Raw genomic sequence first — 16,776 nt, 5'->3', positions numbered from 1 at the left:
TGCCTTAAGGTTGATGACAATAGTGCCTGATTTTGGTCTTATGGTTGAGACCCATTTTTCCAAGGTAATAAGACCGATTATGTCTCAGGTATTGCTGACGCTATTTCAACAGGCGGATAACGCTAAGGGCACGCTACGTGAGCGAGTGTGTAATACGCTACGCACGGCGATCCATAGCGGCACGTTAAGCGCGGGCCAGCGGCTACCTTCCTCGCGGGTTCTGGCGGCCGATCTGGGCGTCTCACGGGTTACCGCCGAAGCCGCCTATGCGCAGCTGGAAGCCGAGGGATATCTACATCGTCGGGTGGGCCAAGGCACCTCTGTCGCTATCCAGATCGCCAAGCCTGCGCCAATACGCAAATCCAGCGGCCAACTGCGGCTTTCACAGCGCGGTTTGGCGATTGTGCAAACCGGGGGCTGCCGCGATCCACAGCAGCCACTGCCGTTTGCTGCCGGTTCACCGGATCTGCGCGCCTTCCCACTGAAGCTGTGGCAACAGCTCACGGCCCAACGGTTAAGGCTACAAGGGGAAAAACTGCTGCGTTATGGCGATCCCCATGGCTACTTGCCGCTGCGTGAAGCCATTGCCGGTTACGTCAGCCAAACCCGCGGCGTGAACTGCGACGCGGAACAGGTGATCGTACTGACCAGTTCCCAACAGGCATTGCAGTTGATTGCCACCTTGCTGATCGATAACGGAGATGTGGTGTGGGTCGAGGAGCCTGGTTACAACGGGGCCAAGAACGCATTTACCAGCGCGGGAGCTAATTTGGTACCGGTGGCAGTGGATGAGGCAGGGCTGCAGCCAGACGGTTCGTTACCTCCCCCTCGCCTGATCTATCTGACGCCTTCGCATCAGTACCCCACCGGCGTGGCACTCAGCCTGGAACGGCGATTGGCCCTATTGGAACAGGCGCGGCAATCGCAAAGTTGGATTATTGAGGATGACTACGACAGCGAGTTTCACTATGACGGCCAACCAATGCCCGCCATGCAGGGTCTGGATCGCCACGGCACGGTGCTGTATGTCGGCACTTTCTCCAAAGCGCTGTTCCCTTCGCTACGGCTAGCCTATCTGATTGTGCCCCCCGCGCTGGTGACGGCGTTTACCACCGCACGTTCGGTCTATGACGGCCATTGCGCTCAGTTGGCGCAGGCCGTCACGGCAGAGTTTATTCTGCAAGGGCATTTTGCTGCCCACATCCGCTACATGCGCCAACTCTATCGCAGCCGCCGTGATTGGCTACTGACGCAGTTAGCACAGCACCTGGGGCATTTTGCCACGCCACAGCACGCGGGCGGCGGGCTACAGCTCGGCGTTTGGCTACCGAGGGGCCAAGAGGCAGAACTGACCCGACAGGCGCAACAGCTAGGCGTCATTACCCCCGGCCTGTCCACGCAGTATCAGAACGCCAGCTCCAGACGCGACGGCTGGTTATTGGGGTTCTCTGCCCTCACACCAGGGGAGATAACCTTGGCCGTGGAACGGTTGCGGCGAATTAACCCAGTAACAGCCAACCTACCAGAGTAGCCCAAGCCAGGAAGGGGATCGAATAGTAATGGAACCGCAACCAGATCTGGCGTTCCCCCGCCATCCGCAGGGCGATCAGGTTCGCCAGAGATCCGATCGCCAGGCCAAATCCCCCGGCGTTTACCGCATAGGCCACCAAGGCGCTGGACGGCACATAGTTCAGCAACAAAATGGTCGCCGGAACGTTGCTGATCACTTGGGATAAGGCGATCCCCAACGCATACACGCTGCCATCCGCCAGCGAGGCAATCTGGTCAAACTGCGGCTGCAGTGCTGGCAGTTGGGTCAGCAAGCCAATATTGATAAACATGGCGAGAAATACGAAGATCAGGCTCCAGTCGATCTGCAGCAGCACCTGGCGAGCCAACAGCAGAAAACCGGCAAACACCAGTAACATGCCATACAACGGCACGTCCAAATCCAGGCAGATCAGAAAGGCCACATATAGCGCAACACTGGCCAGTAACAGGCGCATTTGATAAGGATAGGGTTGGGTGTTCGGGGCCTTAACAATTTTCCGCGCCGGGAAACTGAACCAGGTGACCACCAGCAGGCTCAGCATCATGATAATGCCGAAAGGTGCCATGCGCCCGATAAACTCCATAAAGGTCAGCGAAGACTTGCTCCACAGCAAAATATTTTGCGGATTGCCAATCGGCGTCAGCAACGACCCGGCGTTAACCGCCAGTGCCTGGAAGATGATCAGGCGGCTTATCGGCAGTGAAGAGAGCTTTTTCAGCGTAATGGTCAACGGGATCACGATAAACAGCGCCACATCGTTGGTGAGAAACGACGACAGCACCGCAGCGGCACACACCAGAAACAGTGCCAGTGAGCGTTCACTTTGCAGGGTGTTCACGATCTGGCGGCCGATAAAATCGAAATAGCCGCTAACCTCAACGCCTTTGGTCAGCAGCATCAACCCCAGCAGGGTCATAATGGTGCGCCAATCGATAAAGCCAGAGAGTGCCCTCAGCGGCTGTGGCCCAATGGCGTACAGCAGCATCCCCATCAGCAGCAACGCATGCAGGAAGCGGTCATGCAAAAATGGCCTCAACAAACTGGTCACCGCATTTGAACTCATGGATTTACTCTTATTTTTCAAGCGAAGACTGGAAAACGACGTTAGCCGAAGCTCTTGAATTACGCCAGTAAAAAAGCACGTTGCCCTTTCCATTTATCGTATTTTGTTTTATACCCGTCGTCTTTCCCTGCTTTTAGGATTTTCTATGGCCAATTCCATTGCCAAAAGGCTGCTGCTCAGCGTGGCGCTGATGCTGCTAGCCGCCTGTAACGATGCCAACACCCGTCCCCAGATCGACATCGAAGGCAAAACCATGGGGACGTTCTATAGCGTCAAGGTCAGCGGCACTGTCACCGAGAGCAAACAACAATTGCAGCAGGAGATCGATGCGCTGCTGGAACAAGCCAACGACGATATTTCCACTTACCGCCCCGATTCGGTGTTATCCCGCTTCAACCAGAACACCACTGCCGAGCCGCAGCCCATCCCCCGTGGAATGGCCGATATCATCCTCACCGCTCAGCGCATTGGCCGTGATACCGGGGGCGCGATGGATATCACCGTCGGCCCGTTGGTTAACCTGTGGGGTTTCGGCCCAGATAAACGGGCCGTCAAAGTCCCCAGCCAGCAGCAGATTGATGCAGCCCGCCAGCATATTGGCCTACAGCATCTGAAATTACTCAGCGACAGCCGGGGTGAATGGCTACAAAAAGATCTGCCGGAAATGTATGTCGATCTCTCTACGCTGGGCGAAGGTTACGGGGTGGATCAGTTGGTCCAGTTAATGGCGCGCAAAGGCATCACCAACTATCTGGTCTCGGTGGGCGGAGCCGTTTCATCACGCGGCGTGAATGGCCAGAACAAGCCTTGGAGGGTGGCAATCCAAAAGCCCACCGACCGGGAAAATGCGGTACAGGCGCTGGTGGATTTGCAAGGCTACGGCATCAGCACTGCGGGGAGTTACCGCAACTATTTCGAGCAGGACGGTCAGCGCTATTCCCATGTGATCGATCCCGTCACCGGGCAGCCTATCACCCATAAGCTGGTTTCCGTCACGGTGATTGCCCCTACGGCGTTGGAAGCCGATGGTTGGGATACCGGGTTGATGGTGCTGGGCACGGAAAAAGCACTGAAACTGGCCGAAGAGAAAGGACTGGCGGTGTATCTGATCAGCAAAACCGATGACGGTTTCAGCGCGGTGATGACGCCGCAGTTTAAGGCTTTTTTGGTGCAGTAAAGAGTTTTGGCTCACGTGTTGTCCCCTCCCCCTAACCCTCTCCCACAGGGAGAGGGAACCGTTCGAGTTCGCTATTCGTTACAGCAACTTACCTGACCATGGCACTAAATCAACTGCCTTTTACCCAGCTAACAGATTGATCACGGCACCTTGCCACAACACCGTGCCAGCTCCCTCTCCCTGTGGGAGAGGGTTAGGGTGAGGGGCCGATTACTCCACTTTCTCACCAGGTTTTTCATCCTTGCGGTGCAGCAGCGAATACACCGCCGGGATCACCAGCATCGATAGCAATGGCGCACTCACCATACCGCCAATCATCGGTGCGGCAATCCGCTGCATCACCTCTGAGCCAGCACCGCCGCCCCACATAATCGGTAGTAAACCAGCCATAATGGTCGCCACCGTCATTACCTTCGGCCTGACGCGCAACACCGCCCCTTCGCTAATCGCCGCCATCAGTTGCTGATGACTCAACGGCTGGCCGGGCTGACGATGTTTCGCCAACGCCTGATTAAGGTACAGCACCATAATCACACCAAACTCCGCCGCCACCCCGGCAAGCGCAATAAAGCCCACCGCCCCCGCCACCGACAGGTTGTAATCGAGCAGATACAGCAGCCAGACCCCACCTATCAGCGCAAACGGCAGCGTCGCCATGATCAGCAGCGCGTCGCTCACGCTGTTGAAGGTGACAAACAGCAGCACAAAGATGATCGCCAGCGTTACCGGCAGCACAATCTTCAACTGAGCGCTGGCGCGTTCCAGATACTCAAACTGCCCGGACCAACTGAGGGAAACCCCGGCTGGCAGCTTCACCTGCTGTGCCACCACCTGCTGCATCTCTTCCACCGCCGATTTCAAATCGCGCCCGCGCAGATCGACATAGATCCAATCGGAAAGCCGGGCATTCTCGCTTTTCAGCATTGGTGGCCCCTCGGTGATGCGAATATCCGCCAGTTCTGCCAAAGGTACTTGCCCACCGGTCGCCGTCACCACCGGCAATTCACGCAGCTTTTGCAGCGAATCACGGATCTCCCTTGGGTAACGGACGTTGATCGGATAACGTGCGCGACCTTCAATGGTTTCAGCGATGTTTTCCCCACCCACCAGCGTAGCAACCACCGATTGCAGCTCTTTCACCGAAACGCCGTAACGCGCCGCACGCTGGCGATCGATATCGATATCCACATAGCGCCCTCCAGCCAGGCGTTCCGCCAGCGCGGAAGTCACACCAGGAACCTGCTTCACCACCTGCTCAATCTGGCTGGCCGCCTGCTCAATATCGGCAATATTGCTGCCGTTGACCTTGATGCCTACCGGGCTTTTGATGCCGGTCGCCAGCATATCCAGACGGTTACGGATCGGCGGCACCCAGACGTTGGCAATGCCGGGCACCTTGACCACGCTGTCCAGTTCAGCCACCAGCTTGTCCATCGTCATACCGGGCCACCACTGGTCGCGGGGCTTAAAGCGAATGGTGGTTTCCAACATGGTTAGTGGAGCCGGATCGGTTGCCGTCTCCGCCCGCCCGGCCTTGCCAAAGACCGTGTCCACTTCCGGCACGGTTTTGATCAACCTGTCGGTCAATTGCAGCAGCCGTGCCGCCTCACGGGCCGATATCCCCGGCAGGGTCGAAGGCATATACAGCAGATCCCCTTCGTCCAATGGTGGCATAAACTCGCTGCCCAGGCGGCTGAGTGGGAATAAGGTTAGCACCAACAGCAGAGCGGAAATCCCCAGGGTGGTTTTAGGCCGCGCCAGCACCGCCGCCAGCAACGGCTGATACATGCGGATCAAGGCGCGATTGATCGGATTGGCATGTTCGTCCGGAATGCGGCCCCGGATAAAATAGCCCATCAGCACCGGTACCAGCGTGATACCCAGTCCGGCGGATACCGCCATTGCATAGGTTTTGGTGAACGCCAATGGCGCAAACATCCGCCCTTCCTGCGCCTGTAGCGAAAACACCGGGATAAACGACAGGGTGATGATCAACAGACTACAGAACAGCGCCGGGCCAACCTCCACCGCCGCCTGCTCTGAGATGTGCCAGTAATCTTTTGAGGTGGGCTGCTGGCCGGGATGGCGTTGCCGCCACTGCTCCAGCACTTTGTGCATGTTTTCGATCATCACAATCGCCGCATCCACCATCGCGCCGATGGCAATGGCGATCCCCCCCAGCGACATGATGTTGGCATTAACGCCCTGGTAATGCATCACCACAAAGGCACCCAGGATCCCCAGCGGCAGAGTCACCATCGCCACCAGTGCCGAACGGAAGTGGGACAGGAATAAAGCGCACACCACCGCGACCACCAGGAACTCTTCCAACAGCTTGAATGACAGCGTATCGATCGCGTTTTCGATCAGTTGCGATCGATCATAAACCGGCACGATCTCCACGCCCGGCGGCAGGGTGTGCTGAAGCTGTTGCAGCTTGGCCTTCAGCGCATTAATGGTTTCCAGCGCATTCTTACCATAGCGCATCACCACAATACCGCCCGCCACTTCACCTTCACCGTTGAGTTCTGCCACGCCACGGCGGATTTCCGGCCCCTCACGTAATTCTGCCACTTGTGACAACAGGATCGGCACACCGTCACGGGCGGTGATCACCACGTTATTAAAGTCGGCCAGTTTTTTCAGGTAGCCGGAAGTGCGTACCATATACTCAGCCTCCCCCATCTCCAGCAGCGCGCCGCCGCCTTCCTGGTTGGCATCCTGAATGGCGCTCACCACCTGCTGATGGGTAATATTCAGCGCCCGCATACTTTGCGGATTTAATATCACCTGATATTGCCGCACCATGCCGCCAACGCTGGCCACTTCCGCGACGTTAGGCACGGTTTTCAGTTCGAACTTGAGCGTCCAGTCCTGCAAAGCACGCAGATCTGCCAGGCTGTGTTTACCGGTACGATCGACCAGCGCATACTCATAAACCCAACCAACGCCGGTAGCATCCGGCCCCAGCGCCACTTTGACCTGCGGCGGCAACGAGGACTGCACCTGGCTGAGTGACTCCAACACCCGCGAACGCGCCCAGTAAGGATCGGTACCGTCTTCAAACAGAATGTAGACGTAGGCATCGCCGAACATCGAGAAGCCCCGCACCGTGCTGGCTCCTGGCACCGTCAGCATGGTGGTGGTCAGCGGGTAGGTCACCTGATCTTCAATCACCTGCGGCGCTTTGCCCGGATAGGTCGCCCGGACGATCACCTGCACGTCAGAGAGATCGGGCAGCGCATCCAGCGGTGCCTTCTGCAACGCCCATACGCCCCACCCGGCCAGCAGTATCGAAGCCAGTAATACCAACAGGCGATTGCGTATCGACCAGCGGATCACGGAGGCGATCATTGGTGGCCCCCTTGCGGCATGATCTGGCTAATGTGCGAGCCGTTTTCATCCACGCTAAAGTGGAACATCACCTTGCTGCCGATACCAATCCCGGTGGGTAAGCCACCCGCAGGCAGGGTGAAATCCATGGTCATCGCGGGCCATTGCAACTCTGCGACCGGATCGTGCGACAGCGTGACGGTATCATTATCCACCGCCTCTACCACACCTAGCGTCTGATACTGTTTTACCCCCTCCTGCGCGGCCATTTGTGGCAAGGCGCTGCGCATGCTGGCTTCGGAATCAATCAGGAACTGGCCCGAGGTGACCACCTGTTGCCCAGCTTGCAGACCCTGTTTAATTTCTACCCAGCCGTCCTGTGCCAGGCCGGCGACCACGTCAACCGGAGCAAAGTGGCCGTTCCCTTCCGCCACCAGCACCCGGTTGCGATCGCCACTGCCGATCAGCGCCTCCTGCGGGATAGCCAGCACTGGCTTGGCTCCGGCGTTTTGGGCCAGTTGCACCTGCAAATACATGCCCGGTTTCAGGCGCTGTTGGGGATTTTTCAGCACGATACGCGCTTTAAAGGTACGGGTAAGCGGATCGACGTTAGGCAGCAGCTCGCTAACCTCCCCGGTAAAGCGTTCACCCGGCCAACTGGCGGAACTGGCTGCCACTGCATCGCCAACCTGTAACAGCCCGGCCTGCGCCTGCGGGTAATCAATCACCATCCACACCGGATCGAGACTGGCCAGCTCAAACAGTCCCTGTGTCGCGGTGACCTGCATCCCTTCCCGTGCGTCCAGCTTGTTGATAAACCCACTCTCCGGGGCGGTAATAGTAATGCGGGTCTGAGGTTGGCCACTGCGTTCAACCTGGCGAATGATGGCTTCAGGCATAAACTGCAATGCCAGACGCTGGCGGGCGGCAGAGGTCAGTGCGCTATCGCCCAGTTTGCGGATCGCCAGGTATTCCTGCTGTGCAGCACTCCAATCCGGGATCCATAGCTGTGCTAACGCTTGCCCTTTTTTTACCTGCTGCTGGCTGGCACGCACATAGAGTTTGTCTATCAGCCCGTTGGCCCGGGCGGCAATGACCTGAACGCCGCGCTCATCGGTGGCAACGCTGCCATAGGCATCAAGCTGCAAATTCAATTCACGCAGTTGTGCTGCCGTTGTACGGACGCCCAGATTCTGCTGCTGGCGGGCGCTGATAGTGACACCACGATCATCCTGCTGCTCATCGGCATAGCGCGGCACCAGTTCCATATCCATAAACGGCGATTTGCCCGGCTTATCAAAACGCTGGCCTGGCACCATCGGATCGTACCAGTACAGCACCTGCCGTTCGGCACCGCCGCTGGCGGGTTGCGCCGCGGTTTTTTCCCCGGCAAGCCAATAGCCGCCCATAGCACCGCCCAATAGGGCGGCTAACAGCGTCAGGCTAAAACGCATTTTCATGACTTTGCCTCCTGCACGGTGAGATAACGGATGGCGGCCCACAGCTGAGCCAATTCACGCGCGGCCTTACCGGCGCTAAGACGGCTGTCGAGCAAGGCCCGGCGCGCCTCCAACACCGAGGAGAGATCGCTTTTGCCACTGCGGTATTGCGCCAGTTGCAGTGCCACACGCTGTTGCTGCAGCGGGATCGCCTGCTGTTGCTGACGCTGCCATTGCGCCTGCGCGGCCTGATACTGCGCCAGCAGGGTATCTAGCTGGGCCTGATGATCGCGGATCAATAATGTCAGTTGGTCGTTGGCTTCCATCGAGCGGGAAACGTCAGCGGCATAGTCCTTATCCTGACGCTGTGAGCGGAACAGGGGCAGATCGACGGTAAACATCACACCCGCCATATCCTCATAGCCATCGGCCCGTTTGCCATACGACACCTCTATCCCAACGTCCGGAATGGCGGCCACCTCGGACTGTGCCGATCGAGCCTTGGCCACATCGGCCTCACGGCTCGCCTGCACTACCTCCGGGTGCTGTTTGATCGCTTGTCTTAACAGGTTGCTCTCGGCGGGCAGGCGCTCGAAGCGTGGCAACGGGCCACCGATCCCCTCAACCTGCTGCCCGGTCAACTGGGTCAAGCGCGCCTGGGCGATGGTGACGTCACGCTGCGCCTCACTAAGCCGATCCTGCATCGCCAACAGCGTCAAACGAGCATCGATAACGTTAGCGGCGGGCGAACTGCCACTGGCTACTCCGGCATGTTGCGCGGCGATCTGACGCTCACTCTCCTTGAGCAAGGCCGTAGCATCCTTCAGCGTCTGCTGGCTCAACGCCAACTCCAACCAGGCTTGTGCCGTCTGCTGCTGCAAGCGGGCGCGGATCGTCGCACTGCTGGCTTCGGTTTTATTGGCCTCGGCCCGTAGGGTGTCCGCCTTACGTTGGCGTTTGGTGCTGCTGACATAATCCTGCATGATGCCAACCCGCTCCATGGTCATCCCGTCACGGGTCAAGCGCCGGGCGCTACTGCCTTGTACCGGCACGTTTTCAATGCCGAATTTCAGCTTGGGATCGGGCAGTTCCATCGCCGAATCCGCCATGTTTTGCAACGCATTCACCTGATGCTGGTTGGCCGAAAGCTCGGCGGAATAGCGCTCCGCCGCCGCCAACGATTGCTCCAACGTCAGGCCGGTTGCCTGCGCACTCGCCGTCCAACAGGCGAGCAGCAGCCAGCCCACCCGCAATGGGTGAGAAAGTAGTCTGGACATGGTGCCCCCGTTAGTCTTGGCTGGCGCTGATGGCGGTCAGCTGATAGCCGCCGTCAACCTGACGGAAGCTGAACTCCACCGCAGTCCCGGCAACCAAGGCAGGCAACGGCGGTTGGGGCTGAAGGAAATTCATGGTCATCGGCGGCCAGTTCAAGGCAGGGATGGCAGGATGGGCGAGCGACACTTTCTGCTCACCCCAGGCCTTAACGGTCCCTTTAGAGTGATAGACGGCGGCGTCTTGGCTGGCATGTTGGTGATGTTGCATCTCCGCGGCGGAGACAAATGAAGAGAACATCAGAGAGATGAAAACGGCAGTGATCAGATTACGCATAACGATAGCTCCATAAAATAGACAAAAACAACTCAGGTCGCCGTGCTGGACGGCAAAGCGGTTGGTTTGGCTATTCACGGAAGCGGCAGAAGACGATCTCTGCCGGTGGGCCTGCTATCGGAGGGGTTTGCCAATCGAGGCGTAAGAACTGTGCCTGGGGCTGAGGAGCGGCAACCAACAGCTCACTGCTGGCAGGTATTACTGCCGCCAGGGCAAGATTACCGTGGTCTTGCTGGGCCGAATCTGGAACGCAGTGCTTTTCACACACCGGCCCTTCAGCCTGCATCATCTCATTTGCTAGCGGATCGGCGGCCTGCATATGCATCGTATGCTGCGCGGCTGGCGCAACGGTGGTGAGTTGCAGGTCACAGTGATGGCTGGCGATCGCCAGTTGGCTGTTGAGCAGTAGCCAGCAGACGGCCAATAGCCATGCTGCGGCCCGCTTCTTGGCGAAGCGCAACCGATGCATAGATATTGAGATGGACGCCAAAGCCGACATGCAAAAATTCCAGATGAAGAAACTGCGCTGAGTATATCGGCAGAAAACCGCCGCAGGAACGGAATTTACACCCGCTGACAAAGCCAACTCGGAACAATCCTGCAAACTGGAAATGCTTTGATTTCAGTCAACTACGCATCTTAAAAATCCCGCTAATCATAGCAAAAAACCGGCTTTCGCCGGTTTGCATATTAATTTAGCCCTAAGGTCCACTGGGCTATTTTGAAGTAGATGATCAAGCCGGTGCCGTCTATCAGCGTGGTGATAAACGGGGCGGAGACTACGGCAGGATCCACACCGAAGCGTTTCAGTGCCATTGGGATCACGGAAGAGACAATCGCGGCCCACAGCGTAATACAAACCAGGGTCAAGCTCACGATGAGCGTAATCTCATAGCCGATCCCCATCATCCAACCACGGAACGCGCCAGCACAGGCCAACGTTAACGCGATCATGATCGAGGTCGTCATTTCCTTGCGTAGCACGCGCCCCACATCGCGCATGCGGACCTCTCCCAAGGCCATAGCCCGCACAATGGTGGAGGTGATTTGCGTGCCGCTGTTACCACCTGTACCCACCAATAGTGGGATAAAGAAGGCCAGGGCAATCGCCGCTTCCAATGACTCTTCAAAATGCTGAATAACCGTGCTGGTATAAGCCTCGGCGACGAACAGCAACAGCAGCCACACGCTACGTTTTTTCCACAGTTCGAAGGAGGTCATTTCAAGGTAAGGCTTATCCAGCGGCAGGCTTGCCCCTTGCATATGGGCATCCTCGGTGTTTTCATCCTCGATAATTTGGGCTATTTCGCGCTCGGTTAAGCAGCCAACCAAACGGCCATTATCGACCACCGCCACAATATCTAAATTATTATTGTCCACCAGTTTAGCGATATGTTCACGTTCGTCCGTGGGTTTTACATGGAAGAAGGTGGTCTCCATCATATCCTTGATACGCTCGCCATTATGTTCTTCCTGCAATAAGCGTTTAACAGAAAGTACACCCACCAGTTTGGTGCCGTCTTCAATAAAGATTTGTGCGGGAATATCATCGTTGGACAGTTGATTAACGAATATTTTCCTGGCTTCGCCAACGTAAAGATCTTGATGCAGAACAAAGACTTTTTTGTTCATATAACGCGCGATGGCGTCGTCTTCAAAGTTGGCGTTTTGGTAAAGGTCTTGCAATACAACATGTGACATTCTAGATACTCCCGATTGAAAGATGGAGTCTCATAGAGGCGACAAGACAGGACAGCGAAAGCCGATCCCCACGTCTTGGGTTTAGCACTATACAACGTATCCCCAGGGGGAAGTTACCTTAGCAATGCCTTGATTCGGCTAATGCTTGTTTTACCCTTGGTGGCCTCTCTCGATGCCATTAGAGCGGTAACTTGTGTTCGTATAGGAGCCTCGCCATAACGAGATCGTAAAGCTAGATAAAGCGTGGGCATTATGACTGGTTTGGTTATTCGTATCGGGAAAAGGGGTATTTTGTTGAGGTGTTATTTATTATTCGGGCCAAAAAATAACCGGATTAATTTATTATCCTTTCAGGCTACGGCTAAATTAAACGAAAAACCACCCGCTGTTTAAGTTATCTGCTGTCATTTTTTTGATCTGCGAAATCTTAATTCGTACTGATGTAGGGTATAGCTTTAAAAACGCAAAAAAAATCGGGCACTTATTACGGTGCCCGATTGATAATATGATGCCCTGCGCTTACTTCTGCAGTTTACGCATTACCAGCGTGGCGTTGGTGCCGCCGAAACCGAAGCTGTTGGACATGACCGTGGTCAGCTCACGCTTGGTTGGCTCGGTCACGATGTTCATGCCAGCCGCCTTCTCATCGAGGTTATCGATGTTGATGCTTGGCGCAATGAAGCCGTGCTCGACCATCAGCAGGCTATAAATCGCTTCCTGCACGCCCGCCGCACCCAGTGAGTGGCCGGTCATGGCTTTGGTTGAAGAAATAGCCGGGGTGTTATCGCCAAAGACTTCACGGATCGCGCCCAGTTCTTTCACGTCGCCGACCGGCGTAGAGGTGCCGTGTACGTTCATGTAGTCGATTGGGGTGTCTACGCCCTGCATTGCCATCTTCATGCAACGCACCGCGCCTTCACCCGATGGAGCCACCATGTCGGCACCGTCTGAAGTGGCACCGTAACCGATGATTTCCGCATAGATATGTGCGCCGCGAGCCAGAGCATGTTCCAACTCCTCAACCACGACCATGCCGCCGCCGCCTGCGATAACGAAACCGTCACGCGCTGCGTCATAGGTACGGGAAGCTTTTTCTGGCGTGTCGTTATAGCTGGTAGACAGCGCGCCCATAGCGTCGAATTCGCAGGCCATTTCCCAGCACAGCTCTTCACCACCGCCAGCAAAGACGACGTCTTGTTTACCCAGTTGGATCAGCTCAACGGCGTGGCCGATACAGTGTGCTGAAGTTGCGCAGGCAGAGCTGATGGAGTAGTTCACGCCGCGAATTTTGAATGGGGTTGCCAGGCAGGCAGAAACGCCTGATGCCATCGCCTTGGTCACCATGTATGGGCCAACGCCACGCAGGCCTTTGGCGCGCATACCGTCAGAACCCGCCACCTGGTTACGTGGAGAACCACCACCGGAACCGACCACCAGACCGGTGCGATCGTTGGAAACCTGATCGGCTGCCAGGCCGGAATCTTGAATCGCTTGTTCCATGGAGAGATAGGCGTAAACCGACGCGTCGCTCATAAAGCGCATCACTTTACGGTCAATCAGACCGGTAGTGTCGAGTTTAACATCACCCCATACGTGACTACGCATGCCGAAATCTTTCAGCTCCTGAGAGAAGGTGATCCCAGAGCGGCCTTCCTGCAGACTTGCCAGGACCTCCTGCTGGTTGTTACCAATGCTGGAGACGATTCCCAAGCCAGTAATCACTGCACGTTTCATTCAAGTACCTCTTCCACAATTTACATTCGGGATTTTGCATCGCACTTTAGCGTACAGATGTACGCCGAACAAGTCCGATCAGAATAATTTTGCATTATCTTTACCCAGTTTGCACCTCGAGGCTACCCCCGTTAAAATCGCTTTATCCCTTGAATTACGAGCAACCTACCGTGAGCAATGCCCCCATCCAAACCGCAGCGTTAAGCTGGAATGAACAAGGTACACCTGTTTCGAAACAGTTTGATGACGTCTATTTTTCCAACCAGGATGGGCTGGAGGAAACCCGCTACGTCTTTCTGGGGGGCAACCGGTTGCCACAACGCTTCAGCGATCACCCACGCTCATTGTTTATTGTGGCAGAAACCGGCTTCGGTACCGGGCTGAATTTTCTGACTCTGTGGCAGGCCTTTGCCCATTTTCGGCAAGAGACACCAGCAGCAAGTTTGCAGCGCCTGCATTTTATCAGCTTTGAGAAATACCCGCTGCAGTTGGACGATCTGGCGGCAGCCCATGCCCAATGGCCAGAACTGGCCCCCTTTGCCGATGAACTTCGAGCCCAGTGGCCTTTGCCGCTGCCAGGGTGCCACCGCCTGCTGCTTGCCGAAGGGCAGATCACGCTCGATTTATGGTTCGGTGACGTCAATACCCTGTTGCCACACTTTGACGCCAGTATGAACGATCAAATTGACGCCTGGTTCCTGGATGGCTTTGCGCCGTCCAAAAACCCTGATATGTGGAGCGAACCGCTGTTTGCCACCATGGCGCGTTTTGCCCGCCCAGGCAGCAGCTTTGCCACCTTCACTGCCGCAGGGTTTGTCCGCCGTGGATTGCAGCAGGCCGGGTTTGAGGTCAGCAAACGCAAAGGCTTTGGCCAGAAACGCGAGATGCTCACCGGCCAGCTCCCCGCCGACACCCCGGCAAGCGTCAATCCAAGCCCGTGGTTCCTGCGCCCGGCAGCGGAGAATACCGACGATGTCGCCATTATTGGCGGCGGCGTAGCCAGTGCGCTCACCGCATTGGCCTTATTGCGCCGTGGGGCCAGGGTTACCTTGTATTGCGCCGATGCGCAGCCCGCAGAGGGAGCATCCGGCAATCGCCAAGGGGCGCTGTACCCATTGCTGAATGGCCGGGGCGATGCGTTGGAAAACTTCTTCTCCGCCGCCTTCCCCTTTGCCCGCCGCCTGTATGACGCCCTGCTGCAACAGCAGGTTGAGTTCGATCACCAGTGGTGTGGCGTCAGCCAATTGGCCTATGACGAGAAAAGCGCGGGGAAGATCGCCAAGATCCTGGCCGTTGCCTGGCCGCATACTCTGGCACAACAGGCCGATCGCGCTACGCTTAGCGCCCTGTGTGGGATCGATACGGGGTTTGGTGGCATTCACTATTCGCTCGGGGGCTGGCTGTGCCCTGCTGACCTGACACGTGCCGCGATTGCCCTGGCCCAACGGCAGGGATTGGTTTGCCACTATCTGCATACGCTTTCCGATCTGAACCGCAATGATGAGGGTTGGCAGCTGCATTTTGCTGGGGGTGAAACTCACCAACATGCGACGGTGATCCTGGCTAACGGGCACCAACTCACCACTCTGGCACCTAGCGCCGCACTACCGGCATATGCGGTGCGCGGCCAGGTTTCACATATTCCCACTACGCCAATCTTAAGTGAGCTAAAACAGGTACTGTGTTACGACGGTTATCTGACGCCGGTGAATCCTGACAATCAGCAGCACTGCATTGGTGCCAGCTACCAGCGCGGTGAATCAAACACTGAATATAGCCAGGCAGAGCAAGAAGAGAACCGCGATCGCCTGCTGCGCTGTCTGCCAGAACAGAACTGGACGCAAGAGGTGGATATCAGTGGCCAGCAAGCACGCTGTGGCGTACGCAGCGCTACGCGAGACCATATGCCGATGGTCGGTGCCGTGCCAGACTATCAAACCACTCTGGCGCTGTATGGCGATTTACAGCTGCAACGCCAGCGCGGTGAAGCAATTGCCGATGCGCCAATGTACCCAGGGTTGTTTATGATCGGAGCCTTAGGCTCACGCGGCCTGTGCTCGGCGCCGTTGGCCGCGGAGATTTTAGCGGCTCAGCTGTTTGGCGAACCCTTACCGGGGGATAGCGAGATGTTGGCAGCGTTAAACCCAAACCGCATGTGGGTCAGGAAGCTACTGAAGGGACGCGAGGTATAGTTCATTTGAGGGGCCAGCGTAATGCTGTCCCCTTTAAAGCAATTACTCAGTCGGCAACGCTGTCTGATACAGGTTTTCCCACATGCCCAGCACCAGTATCTGATCCGGCGGGGAAAGCTCCCCGGCCTTGATGGCCTTGTCCAGGCTGTTCTGCACCCGCACCTTGAGCTGCTCGGCGCTGTGTTCGGCATGTTCTTCCGATTCCGCCACCGCCAAAGTCAGATGACCGCGCAGGTAGCCACCGGCAAACAGTTCATCATCGCTGGCGTGCTCTACCATGTCATCAATCAGCGCCAGAATGCGCGCTTCAAATTCTGCGATCATCAAATTTCCTCGTTAACAAACAGACTCTGGCCTCAGAGATCTTCCGGGTAGGGAAAATGCTCGGCCGCCAGCGGAGGCGTATTGTAAAACGATTGCAGCGCCTGAATAAAGCGCGCAGGTCGTGTGGGTATTCCCCGTTCCAGCAATTCCAGCACTCGGGTACGGACTTTACGCTGAAAACCGATGCGATCCGGCTCGCAATCTCCACTGAGATTGTCGCAGCTGACGTTGAACGGGAAACCGGCCGCCACGCAGAACATCCACTCCAGCGCCTGCGGATTAATCTCGACCGCCTCGAATTCACTCTGCGTCTGGGCATCGCGCCCATCCGGGCAATACCAGTAACCGAAGTCCACCAGCTTGCGGCGTTCTGCTCCGGCGATGCACCAATGGGAGATTTCATGCATGCCGCTGGCATAGTAGCCGTGTGCAAAGACGATGCGATTATAAGGCAGCTCATCATCGGCAGGCAGATAGATAGGCTCATCGTCGCCTTTGACCAGGCGGGTATTGAACTCATCGCTAAAACACTGATTAAAGATTTCAATCAGTTGCGGATACTGGTGTGTGTTTGGCATAAAAAACTCAAATAACCACAAAATTAAGGAGGCCATTATAGCCGATATCTCTCAGTTTGCCGCCCCTTTGAAATG

Annotated in this window: 13 protein-coding genes and 1 riboswitch; of the genes, 3 read left to right on the top strand and 10 right to left on the bottom strand. The window is 56.6% G+C overall.

Annotation, left to right across the window (positions count from 1 at the left end; genetic code table 11):
• Positions 1-13 precede the first annotated feature (13 nt).
• Positions 14-1,531: a PLP-dependent aminotransferase family protein gene (locus A6U95_RS00620; protein ID WP_065683059.1), complete on the top strand. Its 1,518-nt coding sequence runs from the start codon at positions 14-16 to the stop codon at positions 1,529-1,531.
• Here the strand turns inward: A6U95_RS00620 and A6U95_RS00615 are convergent.
• Positions 1,500-2,615, bottom strand: a complete 1,116-nt coding sequence (locus tag A6U95_RS00615) for an SLC13 family permease (RefSeq protein ID WP_065683058.1) — start codon at positions 2,613-2,615, stop codon at positions 1,500-1,502. The genes A6U95_RS00620 and A6U95_RS00615 overlap by 32 nt on opposite strands.
• Before the next feature lie 145 nt (positions 2,616-2,760).
• Here A6U95_RS00615 and apbE point away from each other — a divergent pair, with 145 nt between their 5' ends.
• Entirely contained in the window at positions 2,761-3,792 is a 1,032-nt protein-coding gene (apbE, locus tag A6U95_RS00610; protein WP_065683057.1) for an FAD:protein FMN transferase ApbE, read from the top strand.
• Positions 3,793-4,002: 210 nt separating this feature from the next.
• Here the strand turns inward: apbE and A6U95_RS00605 are convergent, their stop codons facing one another.
• From A6U95_RS00605 to fabB, 7 genes are all read right to left on the bottom strand, one after another.
• Entirely contained in the window at positions 4,003-7,146 is a 3,144-nt protein-coding gene (locus tag A6U95_RS00605) for an efflux RND transporter permease subunit (RefSeq protein ID WP_065683056.1), read from the bottom strand.
• Positions 7,143-8,585 carry an efflux RND transporter periplasmic adaptor subunit gene (locus A6U95_RS00600; protein WP_065683055.1) on the bottom strand — a complete coding sequence of 481 codons (1,443 nt, stop codon included), beginning with the start codon at positions 8,583-8,585 and terminating at the stop codon, positions 7,143-7,145. The genes A6U95_RS00605 and A6U95_RS00600 overlap by 4 nt, the downstream gene beginning before the upstream one ends.
• Positions 8,582-9,841 (bottom strand): TolC family protein, encoded by a 1,260-nt coding sequence (locus A6U95_RS00595; RefSeq protein WP_065683054.1) that lies wholly within the window; start codon positions 9,839-9,841, stop codon positions 8,582-8,584. Before A6U95_RS00595 ends, A6U95_RS00600 begins: the two co-directional genes overlap by 4 nt.
• A 10-nt stretch (positions 9,842-9,851) precedes the next feature.
• The gene (locus A6U95_RS00590) at positions 9,852-10,172 is read right to left on the bottom strand and encodes a copper-binding protein (RefSeq protein WP_065683053.1); all 321 of its coding nucleotides are present in this window, start codon (positions 10,170-10,172) and stop codon (positions 9,852-9,854) included.
• 70 nt (positions 10,173-10,242) lie between these two features.
• Positions 10,243-10,671 (bottom strand): hypothetical protein, encoded by a 429-nt coding sequence (locus A6U95_RS00585; protein ID WP_065683052.1) that lies wholly within the window; start codon positions 10,669-10,671, stop codon positions 10,243-10,245.
• Between the two features lie 191 nt (positions 10,672-10,862).
• The gene (locus tag A6U95_RS00580; RefSeq protein ID WP_065683051.1) at positions 10,863-11,873 is read right to left on the bottom strand and encodes a magnesium transporter; all 1,011 of its coding nucleotides are present in this window, start codon (positions 11,871-11,873) and stop codon (positions 10,863-10,865) included.
• 59 nt (positions 11,874-11,932) lie between these two features.
• Positions 11,933-12,103, bottom strand: a riboswitch (M-box (ykoK) riboswitch).
• 289 nt (positions 12,104-12,392) lie between these two features.
• Complete coding sequence (fabB, locus tag A6U95_RS00575) at positions 12,393-13,607, bottom strand: beta-ketoacyl-ACP synthase I (RefSeq protein WP_065683050.1); 1,215 nt, start codon at positions 13,605-13,607, stop codon at positions 12,393-12,395.
• A 170-nt stretch (positions 13,608-13,777) separates the two neighbouring features.
• Between fabB and mnmC the strand changes: the two genes are divergently transcribed.
• Complete coding sequence (gene mnmC, locus A6U95_RS00570; protein WP_065683049.1) at positions 13,778-15,799, top strand: bifunctional tRNA (5-methylaminomethyl-2-thiouridine)(34)-methyltransferase MnmD/FAD-dependent 5-carboxymethylaminomethyl-2-thiouridine(34) oxidoreductase MnmC; 2,022 nt, start codon at positions 13,778-13,780, stop codon at positions 15,797-15,799.
• Between the two features lie 42 nt (positions 15,800-15,841).
• Here the strand turns inward: mnmC and A6U95_RS00565 are convergent, their stop codons facing one another.
• Positions 15,842-16,123 carry a YfcL family protein gene (locus A6U95_RS00565; protein WP_065683048.1) on the bottom strand — a complete coding sequence of 94 codons (282 nt, stop codon included), beginning with the start codon at positions 16,121-16,123 and terminating at the stop codon, positions 15,842-15,844.
• A gap of 32 nt (positions 16,124-16,155) precedes the next feature.
• Positions 16,156-16,701 carry an elongation factor P hydroxylase gene (locus A6U95_RS00560; protein ID WP_024529154.1) on the bottom strand — a complete coding sequence of 182 codons (546 nt, stop codon included), beginning with the start codon at positions 16,699-16,701 and terminating at the stop codon, positions 16,156-16,158.
• Positions 16,702-16,776: the final 75 nt, after the last annotated feature.

Source organism: Serratia sp. 14-2641 (assembly GCF_001692375.1).
Taxonomy (GTDB): Bacteria; Pseudomonadota; Gammaproteobacteria; order Enterobacterales; family Enterobacteriaceae; genus Chania; species Chania fonticola_C.
This window is presented reverse-complemented; position numbering and strand designations above follow the sequence as displayed.